The sequence below is a fragment of the Dehalogenimonas sp. THU2 genome (assembly GCF_039749495.1).
Lineage (GTDB): Bacteria > Chloroflexota > Dehalococcoidia > Dehalococcoidales > Dehalococcoidaceae > Dehalogenimonas.
Map to the genome: position 1 here is coordinate 93,801 of NZ_JBDLLU010000003.1, position 19,909 is coordinate 113,709.

The 19,909-nt window shown below is 53.9% G+C and carries 16 protein-coding genes; 2 read left to right on the forward strand and 14 right to left on the reverse strand.

The window, feature by feature from the left end; all coding sequences use genetic code 11:
• The first annotated feature begins 9 nt into the window (after positions 1 to 9).
• Positions 10 to 615, forward strand: a complete 606-nt coding sequence (locus ABFB09_RS02375; protein ID WP_346999608.1) for a histidine phosphatase family protein — start codon at positions 10 to 12, stop codon at positions 613 to 615.
• 13 nt (positions 616 to 628) lie between these two features.
• Positions 629 to 1,192 (forward strand): bifunctional adenosylcobinamide kinase/adenosylcobinamide-phosphate guanylyltransferase, encoded by a 564-nt coding sequence (cobU, locus tag ABFB09_RS02380; RefSeq protein WP_346999610.1) that lies wholly within the window; start codon positions 629 to 631, stop codon positions 1,190 to 1,192.
• Positions 1,193 to 1,278: 86 nt separating this feature from the next.
• Here the strand turns inward: cobU and trxA are convergent, their stop codons facing one another.
• The 14 genes from trxA to ABFB09_RS02450 form a co-directional block, all read right to left on the reverse strand.
• Positions 1,279 to 1,596: a thioredoxin gene (trxA, locus tag ABFB09_RS02385; protein ID WP_346999611.1), complete on the reverse strand. Its 318-nt coding sequence runs from the start codon at positions 1,594 to 1,596 to the stop codon at positions 1,279 to 1,281.
• Between the two features lie 62 nt (positions 1,597 to 1,658).
• A complete protein-coding gene (locus tag ABFB09_RS02390) occupies positions 1,659 to 5,015 on the reverse strand; it encodes an FAD-dependent oxidoreductase (protein WP_346999612.1) in 3,357 nt (1,118 codons plus the stop codon).
• A gap of 17 nt (positions 5,016 to 5,032) precedes the next feature.
• On the reverse strand, positions 5,033 to 6,178 hold the full coding sequence (locus ABFB09_RS02395; RefSeq protein WP_346999613.1) for a (Fe-S)-binding protein: 1,146 nt from the start codon (positions 6,176 to 6,178) through the stop codon (positions 5,033 to 5,035).
• A 91-nt stretch (positions 6,179 to 6,269) separates the two neighbouring features.
• Positions 6,270 to 7,181: a sensor histidine kinase gene (locus ABFB09_RS02400; RefSeq protein WP_346999614.1), complete on the reverse strand. Its 912-nt coding sequence runs from the start codon at positions 7,179 to 7,181 to the stop codon at positions 6,270 to 6,272.
• A gap of 272 nt (positions 7,182 to 7,453) precedes the next feature.
• Positions 7,454 to 8,101, reverse strand: coding sequence for a response regulator transcription factor (locus tag ABFB09_RS02405; RefSeq protein ID WP_346999615.1), 648 nt, complete (start codon positions 8,099 to 8,101; stop codon positions 7,454 to 7,456).
• 12 nt (positions 8,102 to 8,113) lie between these two features.
• Positions 8,114 to 8,773 (reverse strand): DUF3786 domain-containing protein, encoded by a 660-nt coding sequence (locus tag ABFB09_RS02410; protein ID WP_346999616.1) that lies wholly within the window; start codon positions 8,771 to 8,773, stop codon positions 8,114 to 8,116.
• Between the two features lie 6 nt (positions 8,774 to 8,779).
• Complete coding sequence (locus tag ABFB09_RS02415; RefSeq protein ID WP_346999618.1) at positions 8,780 to 9,658, reverse strand: dihydropteroate synthase; 879 nt, start codon at positions 9,656 to 9,658, stop codon at positions 8,780 to 8,782.
• A 12-nt stretch (positions 9,659 to 9,670) separates the two neighbouring features.
• The gene (gene acsC, locus ABFB09_RS02420) at positions 9,671 to 11,020 is read right to left on the reverse strand and encodes an acetyl-CoA decarbonylase/synthase complex subunit gamma (protein ID WP_346999619.1); all 1,350 of its coding nucleotides are present in this window, start codon (positions 11,018 to 11,020) and stop codon (positions 9,671 to 9,673) included.
• A 17-nt stretch (positions 11,021 to 11,037) separates the two neighbouring features.
• Positions 11,038 to 13,236, reverse strand: a complete 2,199-nt coding sequence (gene acsB / locus ABFB09_RS02425) for an acetyl-CoA decarbonylase/synthase complex subunit alpha/beta (protein ID WP_346999620.1) — start codon at positions 13,234 to 13,236, stop codon at positions 11,038 to 11,040.
• Between the two features lie 68 nt (positions 13,237 to 13,304).
• Positions 13,305 to 14,246: an acetyl-CoA decarbonylase/synthase complex subunit delta gene (locus ABFB09_RS02430; protein ID WP_346999621.1), complete on the reverse strand. Its 942-nt coding sequence runs from the start codon at positions 14,244 to 14,246 to the stop codon at positions 13,305 to 13,307.
• An 85-nt stretch (positions 14,247 to 14,331) separates the two neighbouring features.
• The gene (locus tag ABFB09_RS02435) at positions 14,332 to 15,219 is read right to left on the reverse strand and encodes a tetrahydrofolate dehydrogenase/cyclohydrolase catalytic domain-containing protein (RefSeq protein WP_346999622.1); all 888 of its coding nucleotides are present in this window, start codon (positions 15,217 to 15,219) and stop codon (positions 14,332 to 14,334) included.
• Positions 15,216 to 15,995, reverse strand: coding sequence for an AAA family ATPase (locus ABFB09_RS02440; protein WP_346999623.1), 780 nt, complete (start codon positions 15,993 to 15,995; stop codon positions 15,216 to 15,218). The genes ABFB09_RS02435 and ABFB09_RS02440 overlap by 4 nt, the downstream gene beginning before the upstream one ends.
• Complete coding sequence (locus ABFB09_RS02445; RefSeq protein ID WP_346999624.1) at positions 15,992 to 17,920, reverse strand: ASKHA domain-containing protein; 1,929 nt, start codon at positions 17,918 to 17,920, stop codon at positions 15,992 to 15,994. Before ABFB09_RS02445 ends, ABFB09_RS02440 begins: the two co-directional genes overlap by 4 nt.
• A gap of 17 nt (positions 17,921 to 17,937) precedes the next feature.
• Positions 17,938 to 19,704 (reverse strand): formate--tetrahydrofolate ligase, encoded by a 1,767-nt coding sequence (locus tag ABFB09_RS02450; RefSeq protein WP_346999625.1) that lies wholly within the window; start codon positions 19,702 to 19,704, stop codon positions 17,938 to 17,940.
• Positions 19,705 to 19,909: the final 205 nt, after the last annotated feature.

The window sequence follows — 19,909 nt, forward strand, 5'->3', positions numbered from 1 at the left end:
GAATAATTAGTGCGACTGATCCTGATCCGGCACGGCAAAACCGCCACCGACAATCCGGAAAAATGCCACGGTTTCACCGATATCGATCTTTCTGAAGAAGGTTACCGCCAGGCCGAACGACTGGCCGCCCGTTTCCGCGATGAGAAGATAGACATCATCTATTCAAGCACGCTGAAGCGCGGCGTCGCTACCGCGGGTATTATCGCTGCCAATCGCGACGTCGAGATACGCAGTGCTCCGGAGCTCAACGAGGTCGATTTCGGACGGATAGAGGGTATCACCTTCAGTGAGGCCTGCGCGCTGTATCCCGATGTCGGAGAATTATGGCGCTGTGGTAGTACCGAGCTTTGTTTTCCGGAGGGTGAAGATTTCACCGGATTTTCCACCAGGGTTAGCACCTTTCTCGAACGATTGAAACATCATGGGGATGAAGAGACCATCATGATCGTCGGTCATGGCGGACCTCATAAAATCTTGCTGTGTGGTCTTCTTGGGTTGCCCTGGGAGCACTACTGGAAATTCCGGTTCGAGATGGCTTCGGTCAGTATCATAGACATCTATGGGACTGGCGCTTTGCTTGAAAAACTGAGCGATACTTCCCATTTGGCCCAATAGCGAGGGTATGGATATGGATCGAAAGACGATACTGCTAATCGGCGGCGCCCGCAGCGGTAAGAGCAGCTACGCGGAAGAACTGGCGCGGGAGATCGGCGGAGAAGTGTTATTCGTGGCCACCGCCGAAGCCGGTGATGCGGAGATGCAAACCCGCATAGCGGCGCATAAAAAATCCCGACCTGCTCATTGGCACACCTTGGAAGCGCCATGCGGGGTTGGCGGTTGCATCGCCCTGGACACGAGGAGCTACGATGTGGTGGTCCTGGACTGCGTCACCCTCCTGGTGAACAATATCCTTTGCAAGCACATGGCCGTTCAGGGCGATGACGTCAGCCAGAAGGCTGTTGAGGAAGATGTCAAGTCCGAAATAGGCGCCGTCATCGAATGTATGCGGAAGAGTCCCGCTACATATGTCATGGTGACTAACGAAGTTGGCGAAGGTATTATCCCGCTGGGCGCCTCCACCCGGATTTACCGCGACGTGCTGGGGAGGGCTAATCAGATGCTGGCGCGGGCGGTCGACGAGGTTTACCTGATGGTTGCGGGTATTCCGCTCCGTGTAAAGCCGCAACGGTAGATTATCGAATTGGCACTTGGTAGAGCGTAATAAAGTAAGGGCGGCTCAGCCGAGCCGCCCTTTGCCGTTCGATCGTTTGGGTCCGTTTAGATCAGTTTTTCGATCTTAGTCTCCAGCGTGCTCTCCGGTACCGCGCCTACGACCGTGTCCTCGACTTTGCCGGCTTTAAAAAACATGAGGGTGGGAATGGACATGACCCGGAATTGTCCCGCCGTCTTCTGGTTTTCGTCCACGTTCATCTTGCAGAACTTGAATTTATCCTTGTGTTTCTCTTCCAGCTTATCTACAACCGGGGCCACCATGCGGCAGGGACCGCACCATGGAGCCCAGAAGTCTACCAGCACCGGTAATTCTGATTTGACCACTTCCGCGTCAAAAGTATCGTCGGTAATTTCCAGCGGCATAGTTCACCTCTTTCTGAAGACTATTCTAAAATAGTAACGCTTTAATGGAGATAGGTCAAACGCTATGGGCATTCGATCAAGGCTTCAACCATAGCCTGCAATTGGCCGGTGGTGAAATTCTTGACCACGATACCTTGTTTGGGGCAAGTGGCCATGCAGACGCCGCAACCGCGGCATTTCACCGGGTCGGACTCGACAGTCTTTTTAACCGCCCCGTTACTACTGTATTCGATCAGGGTGATGGCGTCGAAGGGGCAGGGATCGACGCAATAGGCGCAGCCATCGCAATTGGCTTCAATCACCTCTGAGATACAGGGTTCCAGGGAGATACTGCCCTTGGCGATGGTCGCCAGCACCCGTGCCGCCGCCGCCTGGGCCTGGGCCACGGTTTGGGGGATATCTTTCGGTCCCTGGGCGCAACCGGCCACAAAGACTCCTTCGTTCATCGTAGCGACAGGGTCGAGTTTGGGATGGCGTTCCAGGAAAAAGCCGTCGGCGCTGCGCGACAGGCCGAATAAACGGCCCACCGCTTCGGCGTCCTTCTGAGGTTCAACGGCATTGGCCAGTACCACCATATCCACAGGCACCCGCAGTACGGCGCCCAGGAGAGTATCCTCGACGATAGCTATGAGTTTACCCTGTGTTTCCTCGCCGATAGTCTGATCGGTTATTTCGGCTACCTTGCCTCGAATGAAATTGACGCCCTCCTCGGCGACCCGCCTTGAAAACTCCTCGTAACCCTTGCCAACACACCGCAGGTCGATGTACATCTGATAAACGCTGGCGCCGGTGCGTTCCCTGATAAGATGAGCCTGTTTCAGAGAGTACATGCAGCATATCTGTGAACAGTACTCATGATAATTCTTGTCCCGGCTGCCGACGCAATGGACAATGGCAACGCTTTCCGGCTTGCGGCCGTCTTTCAGGCGTATCTCACCGCTGGTCGGACCCGATGCGTTGGCCAGCCTTTCGAATTCCAGGCCGGTAATGACATTCTCGAATTTTCCGTAACCGAATTGCGTGATAATGGAGGGGTCGAACATCTCGTAGCCTGTGGCGACGATGATGTTTCCAACTTCGATCTCCACATCTTTCGGCTGCTGCTCGAAATCGATGCACTTGGGTTCACAAACCGTCAGGCACTGGCGGCAATCGGAGCAACCTCCGCAGTTCAGGCAGCGCGCGGCTTCGGTCACCGCCTGGGCTTCGGTCAGGTTGAGTTCGGTCTCGGCAAACGAGGTGGTTTCTGCGGGTCTGTGCGAAATCGCGACCCGCGGTGCCTTGATGATACCTTTGATCGATGGACGTGCGATATTTGGTTGCGTTTTCCAGTTGGCTTTGAGGTCTTGTTCATTCAGGTAACGATCGATGGATAACGCAGCCTCTTTGCCGGCGGCGATGGCTTCGATGACGGTGGCCGGGCCGGTAACGGCGTCACCACCGGCGAAAACGCCTTTGAGGCTCGTCGCCAACGTTATCGGGTCGGCTTTGATGGTACCGTTCGGTTGATGCTCGATTTCGTCAAAGGATCCCTCACCGACTAATTGCCCGACGGCTGTAATGATATTATCGGCGTCGATATCGAATTCGCTACCCTCAACCGGCATCGGTTTACGCCTGCCGCTCGAATCCGGTTCTCCCAACTCCATCCTTGTGCAACGCACACCGGTGACCCTACCGTCCAACTCGATAACAGCTACCGGGCTGGTGAGTAACGTCAATTTCACACCTTCAGCCTCGGCGGCGGCGATCTCCTCGGCTATAGCCGGCATTTCGGCGCGGAAACGACGATAGAGGATAGTAACTTCTGTAGCGCCCAACCTTATGGCGGTCCGAGCTGCGTCCACAGCGGCATTGCCGCCGCCGATCACTGCGACCTTTTGTCCGAGGGGCGGTGCTGTGCCTTTTTTGACTTGTTTGAGGAAGTCTATGGCGTTGAAAACACCCCTGGCTGTCTCGCCGGGAATACCCAGCTTTTGGCTCCGCCAGGCGCCGCAGGCGATGAAAACCGACTGGTACCCTTTTTGTTCAAGCTGGTCGATGGATTCGATGGCAGTACCCGTTAGGATCTCGGCGCCGAGTTCCTTGAGATATGCGATATCATTATCCAGCGACGCTTCCGGTAGCCGGTAGGCCGGTATGCCGTAACGCAACATGCCGCCGGGTTGTTCATCGGCTTCGAAAATTGTAACCGGATAGCCCAGTTTCAAGAGGTCGTAAGCGCAGGCTAAACCGGCGGGACCGGAACCGACGACGGCGATCCTCTCGGTGCGGTTTATCGCCGAGGTTGCCGCTCCTCGACCGTGATTCAGTTCATAATCGGCGATGAAGCGTTTCAGGGCGCGGATAGCGACGGCTTCGTCCAGGTCGCCCCGGCCGCATTCGGATTCACAGGGATGGGTGCATACACGACCACAGACCGCGGCAAAAGGCATGGTGCGCCGTACCACTTCAAGGGCTTCGACGAACTTTCCCTGGGCGATGAGGGCGATGTAGCCCTGGGCATTGACGCCAGCAGGACAGGCGACACGGCAGGGTGGTGTACCGCGACGGTCTATGGTGTAAGTATTGGGCACGGACTGGGGGAACGGCCGATAGGCTGCTTTGCGTTCAGCAAGTCCGAGATCGAATTCCGATGGTACTTTCACCGGGCATATCGTAGCGCAGTCGCCACAGCCTTTGCAGTCTTTTTCGTTAACGTAACGGGGTTTCCGTTTGACGGTCACCTTGAAATTCCCGGCATGGCCGTTGACGGCGGCTACCTCGCTGTAAGAAAAAAGAGAAATGTTGGGGTGTTGCCCGGTCTGGCTCATCTTGGGCGTGGATATACAGGCGGCGCAGTCCAGTGTCGGAAAGGTCTTGTCCAGTTGCGCCATGTGGCCGCCGATGCCGGGATTCTTTTCGACCAAGTAAACCTGGTTACCGGATTCAGCGATCTCCAGGGCGGCAGTGATGCCTGCGATACCGCCGCCGACGACCAGTGTATTTGTATTAACAGCGATACTTCGAGGTTCGAGCGGTTGCTGTAAAGCAACTCGGCGCACCGCCGCGCGCACCATGTCTTTAGCCTTGGCTGTTGCCGCCGCTTTATCGCAATTGACCCAGGCACAGTGTTCCCGGATATTGGCCATATCGAGAAGGTAGGGGTTGATCCCGGCAGACTGAAGGGCGCGCCGGTAGGTTTTTTCATGCATCGTTGGGGAGCAGGCTGCAATCACGACCCGGTTGAGTGAGTTCTCGCGAATATCGCTTTTGATGATCTCTTGGCCTGGATCGGAACACGTGTATTTGTTTGTACGGGATATGACGACTCCGGGTAACGTTCCGGCGTAGTCGGCCACCGAAACCACGTCGACAACGCCGGCGATGTTGATGCCACAGTGACAGATATAGACGCCGGTCCTGATCTCTTCGTTCATAAGAGCCTCCTTAAGGCTCAAAGAGCCTGGATAATGAGTTCGCTGATGTCTAAGATGGAGAAGCCGTCGGGTAGCGGCTGATTGAGGCCACTGTCCTTGAAATTGGACAAGCAATACGGGCAGGCGGTGACAAGCGTATCGGCACCTGTGGCCGCAGCTTGTTGGATTCTGTTTTCGCTGAAACGTTCAGCGCGCGGTGTCTCCATCCAAATACGCCCACCACCGCCCCCGCAGCAAAGACTCTCGGCTCGGCCGGGTTGTAGTTCAACCAGTTCAACACCGGGAACGGCACCGATGACTTCCCTGGGTTCTTGATAAACCCCGTTGTGTCGTCCCAGGTAACAGGGGTCGTGGTAGGTAATTTTACGGTTGACGTGACTCTGGAACTTCAGCCGGCCGGCGGCGAGCAGATCCGCCAGCAATTGGCTGGTATGAATGACCTCAAAGCGGCTGCCGAGTTCCGGGTATTCGTTTTTCAACGTATGGTAACAATGAGGTGAATTGACGATAATCCTGGTGACCTTGTTTTCGGAAAACAGGGTGGTGTTCCCACCGGCAAGTTGCTGGAAGAGCGCTTCATCGCCTGCCTTGCGGGCACTCTCACCACAACAGACGACGTTTTCGATAACACCGTAGTTTACTCCGGCGGCGGTGAGAACCTCAGCGGTTGATCTCACGGCATTCCTTAGAGCCGGATCGAATGCCGTCACGCAACAAGGAAAAAACAGGTATTCGGTAGCGGCATCGAAAGTTTTGATATCGAGGCCTTGCGCCCAGGCATTACGGGTATCGGCGGATTCACCCATTGGATTGCCGGTGGCGGATAGGTTTCTGAGGGCACCGGCTAGGGGTGCCGGGGCTTCGGCGATACCCATACCGATAACCGCCCGTCGCAACGCGCGCATGATATCGATGATAGGGACGTCACGCGGGCAGCGCTGGACGCATTTATTACAGGTGACACAACGCCAGACATTGTCGATCTCAAAATCTGTCAACCCTAGCCGGGCTTCTTCGAACATTCGCCTTGGCAGGAAAGAAATATAATCCCGCCAGGGACAGGTCGCGGAGCAGGTGCCGCACTGGTAACAACGGTCAAGCGCTTCGGCGCCGCTTTCCTTAATGAGTTCAGCTACTTCTGTAAAAGGCGCTTGAGTACCCAACGCGCACCTCCTTTAAACCTATTGAATGATCATTCAATAGGTCAGGTGATTATAGCATAAAGGAGTATTAGTACCAACCCGGCAAGCGGGATTAATAGGGATGGTCCGGGGAAGTGGAAGATACCGGCAGTGTCACCATGACGGTTGTGCCCTGGCCTGGAATTGAGTCAATGTTCATCTTAGCGCCTATGAGTTGAGCCCGTTCCTGCATGCCAGTCAAGCCTAGTTTACCGCTGACTGCAAGATCACCGATACGATCAGGAGGATGGAAACCCTTGCCATTGTCCTTGATGGTGAGAACCGTACGCTGAGGCAGGAAATCGATCATCACCCAAACGTGACTTGCGGCGGCGTGTTTACCAACGTTGCGGAGTGACTCCTGAACGATACGAAACAGCACCAGTTCTTTTTCAGGAGGGAAACGCCGGATCGTCCCATTGATCGCAAGTTCGATATTAAGCTTGAAGTACTGTGCCAGGTCCGGTACCAGCCATTCTATCGCTGGGATCAACCCGAGGTCATCGAGCACGGAGGGTCGTAAGTCTTGACTGAAACGTCGTACACTGCTCAATGTTCGGTTGACGTGCTGGTGCATGTCTTCCAAGTATGCCTCATCCGGAGATGTCAGTGCCGGATGGAGGGACATGAAACCATCAATTTTTCGGGAGATCGCGATGAGGTCTTGGGCAGTATCATCATGTAGTTCCTGGGCGATACGGCGGCGCTCTTCTTCTTGGGCTAGTGTGATTTGTTTAAGATAGAATCTGAGATTCTGTTGCATTCTTTGCAGTTCTCTTTGAGCGCTTTCCAATCTTAAATACGCCATTTGGCGGTGGCGTTTATCCGTTTCATAGCTTTCCAACCATAGGTTGACCACCAGACCGATGATCACGATACCGATGATCTCAATGATATCATCGCCAGTAATCGGTGATTCTAGGAGAATTAGATTTGGCACGATCATCGTTACTGCGATAAGCAGAGCGAGTAACCCAATACGCATTCCAAAAACCAGAGCCGCATAGGTTACCGGCAATAGCATTATCAAGCGTCCGAAAGAATGACGGCTTAAAGACAGAAAATTATTTGGGTCTAACGTATCGATAAATGGAATGAACTGGGGGTATTGGAGTAGAAACCCGCCGACAAAAAAAAGCACCAATAACCAAAGATGAAAGTTGGCGAAAATCCTAGCTATTCGGCGCCAGGATTTGGGTTTAGGTGTTTTTTTTCGTTGAGTGGAGGCGATATTCAGGGCAGTTCCTCCATATAAAATCAGCCGCGTTTAAGGCCGTAAAGAATCGCTTCTGTCCGAGAGGCAACCTCCAGTTTTTTAAAAATATTGGAGAGATGCGTTTGGACGGTCCGGCTGCTGACAAAAAGCTGGTCGGCGATGTCCTTGTTGCTGACACCTTTGGCGGCCAGTTTCAGCACTTCCATTTCGCGTTCTGTTAGTGTTGCCGAAGGTCCCTCATCAGGTTTGATCGGTTTAGACTTTAGTTGATCGATGACTCGGCGTGTTGTGGAAGGTTGCAGTATGGATTCGCCCGAATGAACGGCACGAATCGCGTCAATAAGTTGGTTTCCGCGTACGTTTTTAAGCAGGTAACCGGCCGCGCCGGCTTCTAATAATGCCATAATATATTGGTCGGAATCATAAGCGGTCAGGATAAGCACTGCGGTTGTCGGCAGGATTTTCTTTACCTGTTTAGTAGCCTCGATATCGTTCATATTGGGCATTGCGATATCCATGACGATAACATCCGGCCGATACACCCTGGCCAGTTCAACCGCTTCCACGCCGTCGCTGGCTTCGGCGACTACCTGCATATCCGGTTGTCGCTGCACCATTTCACGAGTGCCCTCACGGACAATCACGTGGTCATCTGCGAGCAATACCTTGATCTTATCTTCACTTTCCATAATATCACCTCTTTAGATTATAGCCCGGTGTATTCTAGGTGTCCATGAACACAGTTTCATCGCTATAGACTGACATAGCGCGGCAATATCTTCAATAGGAAGAAAATTGGAGACCGTAGCATCGAAGATGACTGTACCGTCGGCTGGGAATTCCTCATCGCCACTCCAGAGCACCCATGTAAGGTTTACGTGTGGAAAAACTTTGAAACGAACGGAGACATCGCCTTGCGACGTTGGCCTGCCGCAATACTTTTCGGCGGCGGCGATCAATGCATCCGGAGAACTACCAAAGCGTTCGATCACCGGCGCGATCGCCCGTTTGAAGAAAGTCGGGTAATAACTTCTCCCGTCCTGCAATTCTTTGAAAGTGATGGGGTGGGGCGCATATCGTTGCTCATCGGTTGCTGTGACGAGGTAGTGTAGTATCACCAGGCTGTCGGTGATACCGGGAATGCCTGTTTCGGATGTAATCGTTTGACGATCAATATCGACCGTGTACTCGCGGTCTAAGAATCTTATACCTATAATGTTCCCACTCCGTCGCGTGGCGCGGCTGCAGCGACAGATGCCACCGAGGTCTGAGCTTTTTAACCTATCGAAGGCTAACTGGTAAGATTCCGAGTAAGCCCGCTCATAGCCGCCAAACAAGGGTTCCGAAAGTGTGTTTGGCATCTGATGTTAAATTTCTAACCACGAATGAGAATATAAAGCCTGACCGTTCAGTACCCGAACCGTTTTAATATAATCCTGTTCCTTTTTGGTCAACACCTCCATGTCTATTTCTGTCTCATCCATGGCTCGGTGCACCAAATTGACAATATTCGGCAGCCGACCGCGGGCAATATCGAGAAGTTCCGCATCGAAAGCGTCAACGATAGCTGCATGGAGTCCCTGCCGCGCGAGCATGATGAGGTAGGTGCGGTTCAGAATTGGACGAAGGTGCTGGGGTGTACCGTTGGAGACGTTGGACAAACCGACGATCGACTTGCATCCGGGAGCTATTTCGGACAGCGCGGACAGAAAATCAATACATGACGTTACCTGGTTGATTTCACCGCTGACAGGGGTCGCTATTGGGTCTATCCAGATATCTTCGTTCGGAATGCCTGTCTCATTCGCTTTGTAGACAAGGTCAACAGTTAACATGCAGCGCTCATTGGTATCACGTGGCATGCCGTCGCTGCCCCACAACAACCCGATCATCTCGGCATTGTACTTCTTCACCAGAGGCAGGGTTTGTTCCACTCGCTCGGGCTGCAGTGACACGGAGTTGATCAGGGCACGCCGCCTGCACAGTTTTAGCCCTTCTTCGATGGCCGAGGCGTTGGTTGTGTCCAATGCGAGCGGCAGGTCGCTCACTTGTTGAATAGCGGCCACCAGCCATGGCATGAGATCGGTTCCGGTTTTCCTGGCCGGTCCTATGTTCAGGTCAAGATAGTCAACGCCAGCTTTTGTTTCCGCCCTGGCCAAAGCTTGTATGGGATCGGCGTGTTTTTCCTTGAGCGCCGGTCCGATCGTTTTGGACATGACGTTGATATTTTCGCCGATGAGTATCACTATATAAAACTCCTAAGGTTTCCAATTGGACTTAAGATAAGGTAAAAGGTGGGCTGCTTCCCGGGGTCCGACCATGATCTCCCAATCCGGCAATTCTTCTTCCAGTCCGCCGCTTTCCTGGGCGATATAACCCGGAATGATAAGTTTACGATGTTTTACGCGTTCGGCGATGCCACTTTTTTTGACGAAACCTCCTATGTTGTCCGCGCCGAATTTACCGGCAGCCCAGGCGGTCATAACCGAAAGTCCTTCAGTGTCTTTGATGAGGAGATGTGCCGGCATGCGGGTATTCTCTATTTCACCGGAGACGATAAAATAGGTTAATGAGAAATTGCAGGTGATTGCTACCGGTGAATTTTCATCCGGGCCGTTGATGTCGTATATCCCTTCGGCGGTAGCCAGCGGCCGCTGAGGGTCGGTGTACAGGTTAAGGCGGGCTACCAGCAGAGGAAAAAGGGTCTCCCCTTTGAAATCGGAAAGCACGATTATACCGGCATACTTGGCCATTAATGCGCTGGCGATAAGAGATTCTTTGATAGGGTTGTCGGTCATCTCCGCTGGAAAAACTATGGTTGGGAAACCCAGCAACCTGAACTTTTTGAGCAGTGCTAAACGGCGCAAGCCAACTTGGTCTGCCAGCGCTTTCTTCAAATCGCGGGCGCCGGTGTCCAGGATGATGTCCTTGATGCCAAGGTCTGTCAATCGTCGTGTGAGTTCGGTCAATTCATCAAGCGTGTCAGCATGGGCAACCACCGGGAGCGATAGTTCCTTAGCCGGTGCGGCCAGGGTTTCCAAGTTTGAGAGGGTAATGGCACATATTATCGGTTTGCGATCATCGCAGGCTTCAGCCGCAGCATTGATCGCTCCGGCGTCCTGGCACATGAGGATGATTCCTGCATCTGTTTGGTTTTTCGCTTTCGCGGCCAGAGCGGCATAAGTACTTGAATCGCCTGATTCATATTTTAGAGCAACCAGTTCCGGTTTTAGCGTGGCTCCGACGCGAGTGTAAGTATGGGAATGGAGACTTTTCAGCCGGCGGGCTATTTCTGTGTCATTCATCGTATCGCTGATAACGATGGCTAACCCAGGCGGGTTCTCGAATCGTTTCTCATGGCGGAACATCACGGTTTCACCGCCGATTTTAAGCGGATTGCCACCCGTCATGATGCTTACCGGGCGGATGGGAGGCGCCGAAGCCTCCTCGAGTTTTGTTTTCGATTCTTCACTGATAAACGGGCACGCGGTGAGTTCAGCCTTGCCAGCCGCCAGGCTCATAGCGAAAGCCAAACAGGTTGGGACACCGCACTTACCGCAATTGGTTTTGGGTAAATATTTAAAAATTTCGATGCCGGACAGTGCCATAGGTCATCTCCTTCAATTTACAATAAGGGTTCCATGGTTATCGCCGGGTGGTTTTTTTCGGTCAGAAAAGCAAGTATGTCTTCTTCGGTGGTGCCGACACTCTCATCTGCGATACGGTCCAGAAGGTCGGGGATGCCAATCTCAATTGCTCTTTCGTTGAACCGGTCGGCGATCTCTTCTTTGAGAGAGCGTGGCATCCAGACCAGACGTTTAATACCGCCTTCAGCAGCCAGGAACTTGCGTTGAGTGATGTTGTATTTTGAGTGTCCCACGAAACCGGGTGTGGTCACACCGCCGCCGATGGTACCGGCCAGGGTGGTAAATTTCATACCGCTGGGTGTCATATTAGCGAATTCCCGGTTGACGGTCATGACTCCGTTGCATAAAGGCAATATCGCGGCGATACATTCCATACAGCCGCAGGCGGTCATCGGATCAATCAGAATACTATAGAAATTGTAGTGGTCCACCTTACCCCGGGAGGCTTTAAATACAAATTCATTAACCCCTTTCCATTGACCCGTTCGGGCGTCGATCGTTTCGCCCTTGGGTACCGGTTGGTTGGGACCGGTGGGACTGATCTCAAAAGAGGCTTTACAATCCATCCAGTTATACGAACCACACAAACCGGTACGCTCGGGACTGACGACACATACATGAGAAGGGGCAAAAGACTGACAAAGGAGGCAGGAATAAAATGTGTCGGTCGTTTCGTCAGTCATTCCTTCGATTCTAGCGTCCCGGTTAGCATAGACCTCTTTAGCTTTGCTGGCGATATTCGTGACATCACCTTCAATGGTGAAAATTTTCACCTGGAGTTTGTCGAAAATACGTCCGAAATCCTGGTGCAATTTTGCGTGCAACAGCTTGCCGATATGTTCCAGCCGGAATCCTTTTTCGAAGGCGCCTTTACCGATACGTAACCAGGCGATATCGCGCTGACCGATGTGCATCACCCCTTGAGCGTAATTGATGAGATGGTGCACTTGTCGCTCTAATATAGGTTCGTAATCTTCTTCCATTTGCCGGCCAGCCACTTCAACAACGATCGCCATCGGCAGTCTGCTGCCGGGAGGAACATCGGTGATCTCAGGACCGATAACTTCGACCAACCCGTCTTGAATGGCTTCCATCGGTTTGGACGTAACCCATTCCACCATTGGAGTGCGCCCGCCGCCACATTCCAGGTAGATATCCTCACCGCGTACGCGTTCGCCTTCAAAGGCGGGACCGTAGGCAACTGGTACCGGCACTTCGGAAACTACGACTTTCAAGCCACGAACTTCAGTGGCTCGCGATACTATTTTCTCATAGGGCACCCCGGATACTATCAGTTCGACCGGCGGTTCACCCAGGGTCAATGAGGGTATCGAGGTGTCGGCGATTACAGGGAAGCCGAAATTAAGCGCTCCTGCGGCGACGGCATACCATTCGTTGGTCACTTCACCAAGGGCGATGACGAAGGCTGCGATGCGTTCTTTGCTGTAAGAAAATAACTGTCTTTGATCCCCGGGCGTGATATTACCGAAAGATAAGGCTACGCGTGAAGCAAATCCCAAGGCGAAAACCGAGGATGAGATATCAGGACCGAAGGGGACGAGCCGCGTTGGCCAGCCGACCTGGATACCGCTCCGTTCGAGTTGCTCACTGAAACGGTCACCATGGTGGGATGCGCTCATAAAAACGTAGAGATTCCGCTGTTGCAACTCTGTGGCGATGCGGACAGCCGCCTGGTCGTCCGCCGCCGCGCCGAGGATGACGGCGAATCCGGGAGCGCTGCCGTCGACGAATTCGACGCCCCGTTTCCGCAATATCACGTCGTCAGCGGCACCCATCCAGAGGTTTTCCACGACCTGCGTTTCCATTCCGGTGTAAAAACCGGGAGTATTCAAATATCTTAGTGCTTCGATGATTTCGGCGGCGAAGAGGGCAGCCATACCGGCGTCCAGCACTCCGGCTAACCCGACTGAGTCCGGTTCCGCATTAGGTGCTGGCAGCAAGGCGTGGCAGCGATCTATAACTGGAGCAATGTCTTTGAGCATTTCGACTTTCATGCCGGTGACGGCATAGATAACCGGCAGGTAATAGGCGGTATTCGGGAATCCAATCGGAGTGTTCTCGAAATGATCAGCTGCCGCCTGTCGCCACGCGGTTTCTGCTGTCTTGAAGATTTTCCAGGCGCCGCGCACGGCGCCGGTTATGATTATTCTGGACATCTTAAATACCTCTTGAGGTTTCCCTGTTGCTGATCTGGGACTTGTGTGGCTCCAGTCAATCAGTCTGGTCAGCTTAATTCCGATATCATCTCTCGGGTCAACCTTATTGCTTCCGGATGGCGCATGATGAGGATATCAGCGCCAGCCAACAGTAACAATGTTGCACTCATCGCCTCCAGGGTAATGCCGCGCTCGCCGTCGTTCCCATAACTCGGGTCATCGGCTTCGACGGCCTTGGCTTCCTTGGATTTCCATGTTTCGCGGGCAATGTTGCAGATGAGCGGAAACTGCAACTTTTCATCCTGTTGGGTCAGGGCAGCCATGCGGATGCGCTCCATTACGGAATAGGCGTATTCGATCCCATAACCGATGGAACTGACCGTCGGGTCCATGATGATATTTGATTCTTTTATGCCCAGATTGGACATCAGGATGTTAAGCTGCTTAGCCAGATTGATATCGATGGGGCTGGAAGCGATAACGATATGGTTGTAAGCCATGGCTGTGGCACCGATTTTCTTGTAGTTACCTTCTTCCACCGGGCCCAGCGCCAATCGTCGGTCCTGGACGGCTTCAGCCACAGCCCGTAACACTTCGGTGTCTTTTTCGGGATTGGCCGTGCCCCAGATGACCAATGGAACGTCGATGGCGGCGGCCACTTTCTTTACCAGCTGGGCGGTCTCTTCCGCGCTACGATTAGTTCCGTTGGGGTCGGTGCTTTGTAGTTGCAGACAGATCATCTCGGCGCCGTATGATTCGACACACTTCTTTGCCCAGGCAACAGGGTCTCCCAGCACGTCGGCAAAGGGCGCTATCGCTGCTTCCGGCCAATCATCCGGTGCTTCATCATAGACTTCCATGGCGATGCGTGGAGTGTTTGGCATGTTGCCTTCGAACTTGTAGAACGGATAGCAGCTTTCTCCACCGACTTCAATGGATTTAGCGCCGTCACCCATCTGTATCTGATGAATACGGCCGTTATAGTTTAGATGAGGTATTTCAATGGGCATGATTCGCCTCCTGTCGTTGATGCGCTCAGTTCATGAGCCGGGACCATTTGGATCTCATATTCCACAATGGACAATACACCCCTGATCACTTCAGTCCATGGGCAAGTTTGGCGGCTTTGACCGTATTGGTCATCAGCATGACGATCGTCATAGGGCCGACACCGCCGGGTACCGGGGTGATGGCACCGGCGATTTCTCTAACATTATCAAAATCCACGTCTCCCGACAAGATACGCTTGCCGGCAGGGGTTTTTCCGATCTCATTGGTTCCCACATCGATGACTGTTGCACCCGGCTTGACCATGTCGGCAGTGATGAACTTCGGCTTGCCGATGGCGGCGATCAATATATCGGCACGGCGGGTATGGCTGGCGATGTCCCGGGTGGCACTATGGCATACCGTAACCGTGGAATTAGCACCGGCGGCTTTCTGCAATAAAATATTAGCCACAGGTTTCCCCACGATGTTGGAGCGGCCAACGATCACCACTTCCGCTCCCTCGGTCGGTACTCCGGCATGGATCAATAGTTCCTGGATGCCATGAGGTGTACAGGGCAGGAAGGTGGGTTGACCGATCACCATCCGCCCGACGCTTACCGGATGAAAACCATCCACGTCCTTATCCGGGCTGATAGCCGTCAAAACCCGGCCTTCGTCGATATGGCGGGGCAGTGGTACCTGGACCAGGATTCCATGGATTTTGGGATCAGAGTTTAATTGTCCTACCAGGTTTAGTAGTTCATTTTCCGATACCGTACCCGGCAGGGGATAATTGGCTGAATAGAGTCCAAGCGCCTGACAGGCTTTGATCTTGGTGCTGACGTAAGTCTGGGACGCCGGGTCGTCGCCAACGATGACCGTGGCCAATCCGGGCGTGAGGTCATATTTTTCTTTCAGATCGTCGATTTCTCTCTGGAGTTCCTCGCGGATCTGTTTTGCGATCTCGGTACCGCTTATTATCCGTGCTGTCATGTTTTTACCTCATTCAATTTGTGAAGCCGGAGATTTTGCATCAGTCTATCGATTGCCCGTACTGCTGCCGAATCATCGGGCATTTCGAGTAATGAGTGTTGATGCAAGTCGTATTCCATGATGAGTTCATCGGTGGGTACTACCACAGTGGGCGAGATCCCCAATCGGTCCATTTCAGCTTCCACCAGTGGGTCGATTTCTGCCGGAGCCTGGTTTATTACGACCCACTTCCGTTTAATGTTCAAGTCTAATTCTTGCACCAGCTGCATAACCGTGGCGATGGTACGCACTCCTTTTATCGAGTGGTTGGATACGATTATGAGTTCATCGACGTTCCCTGTCGTGCCGCGGGAGAGATGTTCCAGTCCGGCTTCATTGTCCATGACCATGTACTGGTAATTCGGCGTCAACTTATCGATGAAATCTTTCAAGACGTTATTTGGAAAACAGTAGCACCCGGCGCCTTCCCCCCGCCCCATGGTGATGAGGTCAACGCCCCGGCTTTCGACGATCGCCTCACTGAACTTGATATTGAGGTAAGCGTCCTTGGACATTCCGGATGGGATAGTGATCTTATTTTCGTTGAACCCGGCCAGCACCGATCCAATCGTTCTCTCGATATCAAGGCCCAATCCAAGTCCCAGGTTAGCAGCCGGATCGGCGTCAACCGCCAGAACCGGTGCACCGCCGTGTTTGACCAGGTATCGAATGATCAAACCGGCGATCGACGTTTTACCGGTACCGCCTTTACCGGCCATTGCAATGGTAACTGTCATCGGGAACCCTTATTGGATGGCATTGCCTGGCGGGTGACACCGGGGAAAAGAGCGGCATCGGTGTGGGGCAAGAACATTGAAGCGATATAATTATCCATGAAGGAGGCATTCTCGGAGAGTTCGATATTGGTCACCAGTTTGGCGACAAGCTTGCCAGCCTCAACAAGGTCGGTGGAGAAGCTGCAAAGCCGTGCCCCCAATAATGAACCGTTGCCTACAAATACAAATCTATCTCGGCATATGTCCGGCAGAAGGCCGACGGTCACCGCGTCTTCTATATCCAGGTGACTGCCGAAAGTCCCGGCGATAACCACCTTGTCCAGTTGTTCGAAGGTCATATCGACACTCGCTAAAAGCGTCTGGTATCCGGCGTACATCGCCGCTTTGGCGCGTATGAGGTTATCGATATCCACCTCGGTCAGCACGATATCCTTGCCGGTGCCGGTCTCGTGTGCCTCGACGACCAGATACTCATATCCATCGGTGCCGGGCCGAACCCGTTCGGATACCTCGGGCTGGAATTTCCCTCGTTGATCGATGACACCGGCGGTAAAGAGTCCGGCGACGATGCTTATCAGGCCGGCGCCGCAGATGCCGCGCGGTTTTTCGCCCCCGATAGCCGTGACCACCGGGCCTCCGCTTCGGGTGCCGATCTTGAACGTCTCGATCGCGCCGCTGGTCGCCAGCATGCCGTGGCGGATGCCCCCACCCTCGAAGGCAGGACCGGCTGAACATGACGCGCTGACCATCCACTCGGAGTTGCCGACGACCGTTTCGCCGTTGGTGCCGATATCAATATATAGCACCGTTTCCTGTCGCTGAAATATTCCGGTGCCGACCAACCCGGAGACGATATCTCCACCGATGTAACTTGCTACTGAAGGAACGACGTATAGTGGTACTCCCGCGCCGACCAATAGCCCGATGTCCCCGGAAGGGAGAGCCGGAAGGTCGGCTGCGGTCGGCACATACGGCGCCAGTCTCAAATGCTTTGGATCGAGACCCAGTAATAAGTGGACCATCGTAGTGTTGGCCGCCACGGTGACGTGAGCGATATCCGATCCATCGATACCCGCTCGCCCGGTCATTTCGTTGATAAGTTTGTTGAGTGTGGTTACGACCGCCCGCTGCAGTGTTTCCAGCCCCCCGGGTTTTCCCGCGTAGGCGATGCGGCTGATGACATCATCCCCGTAGGAGCGTTGCCCATTGTATTCCACCCCTTGGGCCAGGACTCTACCCTCGGTTAAATCGAGAACTTCCCCGCGTACGCCAGTGGTGCCGATATCGAAGGCCAATCCATACATGTGTGATCGTGTGTCGCCCGGTTCGATATCTGTCAAACGGAGACCACCCGGTTCTTTCAATACCGTGAGAGTCACTCTCCAATTCCCGCCCCGGAGCGAAGCGGCGATTTTCTTCAGCAGAATGATATTAAGACGGGCGTTTTGGATCCCGTGGGATTCCAATTCACGTTCGATGCGCGTCAGGTCGCTGGAATTATCCTTCAGGCTGGGCTGCGGAAGCTCCACCAGGAGTTTGAATACAGGAGGAGAGAAGCGCCAGTTGGTGGCGGCTAAGGTTTCTTCACTGGTGACCAGGGATCTTAAGTGACCTTCCGAGACCGGAGCGCGGCTTTCCGGTGGCACTTCAACGATCAGATCGCTCATTACCCGGCACCGGCAGGCCAGACGGAATCCGGATGATATTTCGTCGTTGCACAGTTGCAGCGATGGCGGGCTTTCGACCTCACCCTTGATAATTTTCACTTTGCAGGTGCCGCACACGCCGTCCCCTCCGCAGGATGCAGTGATGCCGACGCCGGCGCGGCGCGCCAGTTCCAACAGGTTTTCGCCGCAGTTGGCTTCGACCGTGATTCCGTACGGCTGAAAGGCCACCTGGTATTTGTCGCTGATTTGCTGGTTCATATCATCATGCTGCCTGATTAAAACAATCCCTTCACTTTTCCCGTCTCCACATCGACATCGATGCGCCGAAAAGCCGGGTCTGACGATGTACCTGGCATAAGCTTGATATCCCCAGCCACCGGCACGATGAATCCGGCGCCGTTATATACCAGGATATCACGGATCGGCAGCGTCCAGCCTTCGGGGCGCCCTTTGAGCGCAGGGTCATGCGACAGTGACAAGTGCGTTTTCACCATGCAGGTGGCAAAATGAGCCTTAGTTGGGTCGGCCTCGATCGTCTGGGCTTTGGACAAAGCGTCCGGCGTGTAACTTACGCCATCCGCTCCATACACTTCTTTCGCGATTTTATCTATGCGCGCCCTGAGCGGCAGATTGTCCTCGTAGAGCAGTTTAAAGTCATTGGCCTCTTCGCAGGCGTCGATGACAGCGTCGGCCAGTTCCAACGCGCCTTCTCCGCCGTTCAACCAGTGACGTGAAACCGCGGCACGGGCGCCTGCTGCCTCTGCAGCACGCTTTACGATACTGATCTCCTCCGGAGAGTCGGTATGGAAATGGTTGATGCACACCACGGGGTTCATCCCGGACTTTTTGACCGTTTCGATATGGGCGATGAGATTCAACAGGCCTTTTTCGACCAGACCCGGATTGGGATCGGTATAGGCGGCGTCCAGTGGTTTACCGGGGGTTACCCTTGGCCCGCCGCCGTGCATCTTCAAGGCGCGTATCGTGGCGACAATAACGGCGCAGTTGGGTTTCAGCCCGCTCACCCGGCACTTGATGTTCCAGAACTTCTCGAAACCGATGTCGGCGCCAAAACCGCTTTCGGTGACGTGGTAATCTGATAATTTCAAAGCCACCTGATCAGCCACGATCGAAGATTGGCCGACAGCGATGTTGGCGAAAGGTCCGGCATGCACCATCACCGGCTGTCCCTCGATACTTTGCAGTAGATTAGGATTGGAGGCTCTCACCAGCCACGCGGTCATAGCCCCGTCCACTTCAAGGTCCTTGGTGGTCACCGGGTTGCCCTGCCGGTCATAGGCTACCACTATCCGGGAGATACGTTCTCTCAGATCGCGGAGGCTGGTGAAGACGGCCATGATGGCCATGACCTCGGAACTGACGGAAATGGCGAACCCGCTACGCATCATGAAGCCGTCGGTTTTACCGCCCAGCCCGATGATTATATCTCTCAGAGACTGGGCGCAGAAATCCATCACCCAGCGCATGGGTACGTTGTGGGGGTCGATATTCAATCGCTTGAGGTTGCGTTTGCCTAAAAACTCATCGGTGTTGATGGCCTCATGCTGCAAGCGGGCGGTCAAGGCCACCATCGCCAGGTTGTGGGCATTGGTAATAGCGTCGATATCGCCGGTCAAGCCAAGTGAAAAAGGCGTCAAGGGGATGCACTGTGACAACCCGCCACCGGCCGCACTGCCCTTGATGTTGAAAGTTGGTCCGCCGGAAGGCTGGCGGATAGCGCCGGAGACATTACCTTTGCGTTTGGCCAGACCCTGCACCAGGCCCATGGTCGTGGTGCTTTTACCTTCACCCAGTGGTGTGGGGGTGATGGCGGTAACGTCGATATACCTGCCGTTGGGCTGGTCTTTGAGCCTGGCGGTAACCGCTGAGTAGTCCACCTTACCCAGGTGATGGCCGTAAGGCAGGAGTTCCTCATCAAGGATGCCCCATTCCGCAGCCAGCCGGTTAACCGGTTTCATGGTTTTTTCAGCTTCCTCGGCAATCTGCCAGTCCTTGAGCCTGGTCGGATCAAGTTTGACCAATCGGGAAGTCTCCTTTCTCCGGGCGGTCCATCACCCGCGAATGCCGGTACCCCTAAAATATACTCTTTTTAGGCACTGGAGCGCACCTTATGCTAAGCTGCGGCGCTTTCCAAACGCGACTGCACTAGATTGTATTCTGGTATACTGAGAATAGGTGGCAGGCAGAATCACAATATCTACCCGGGATAGGACTCGACTGAGCAAC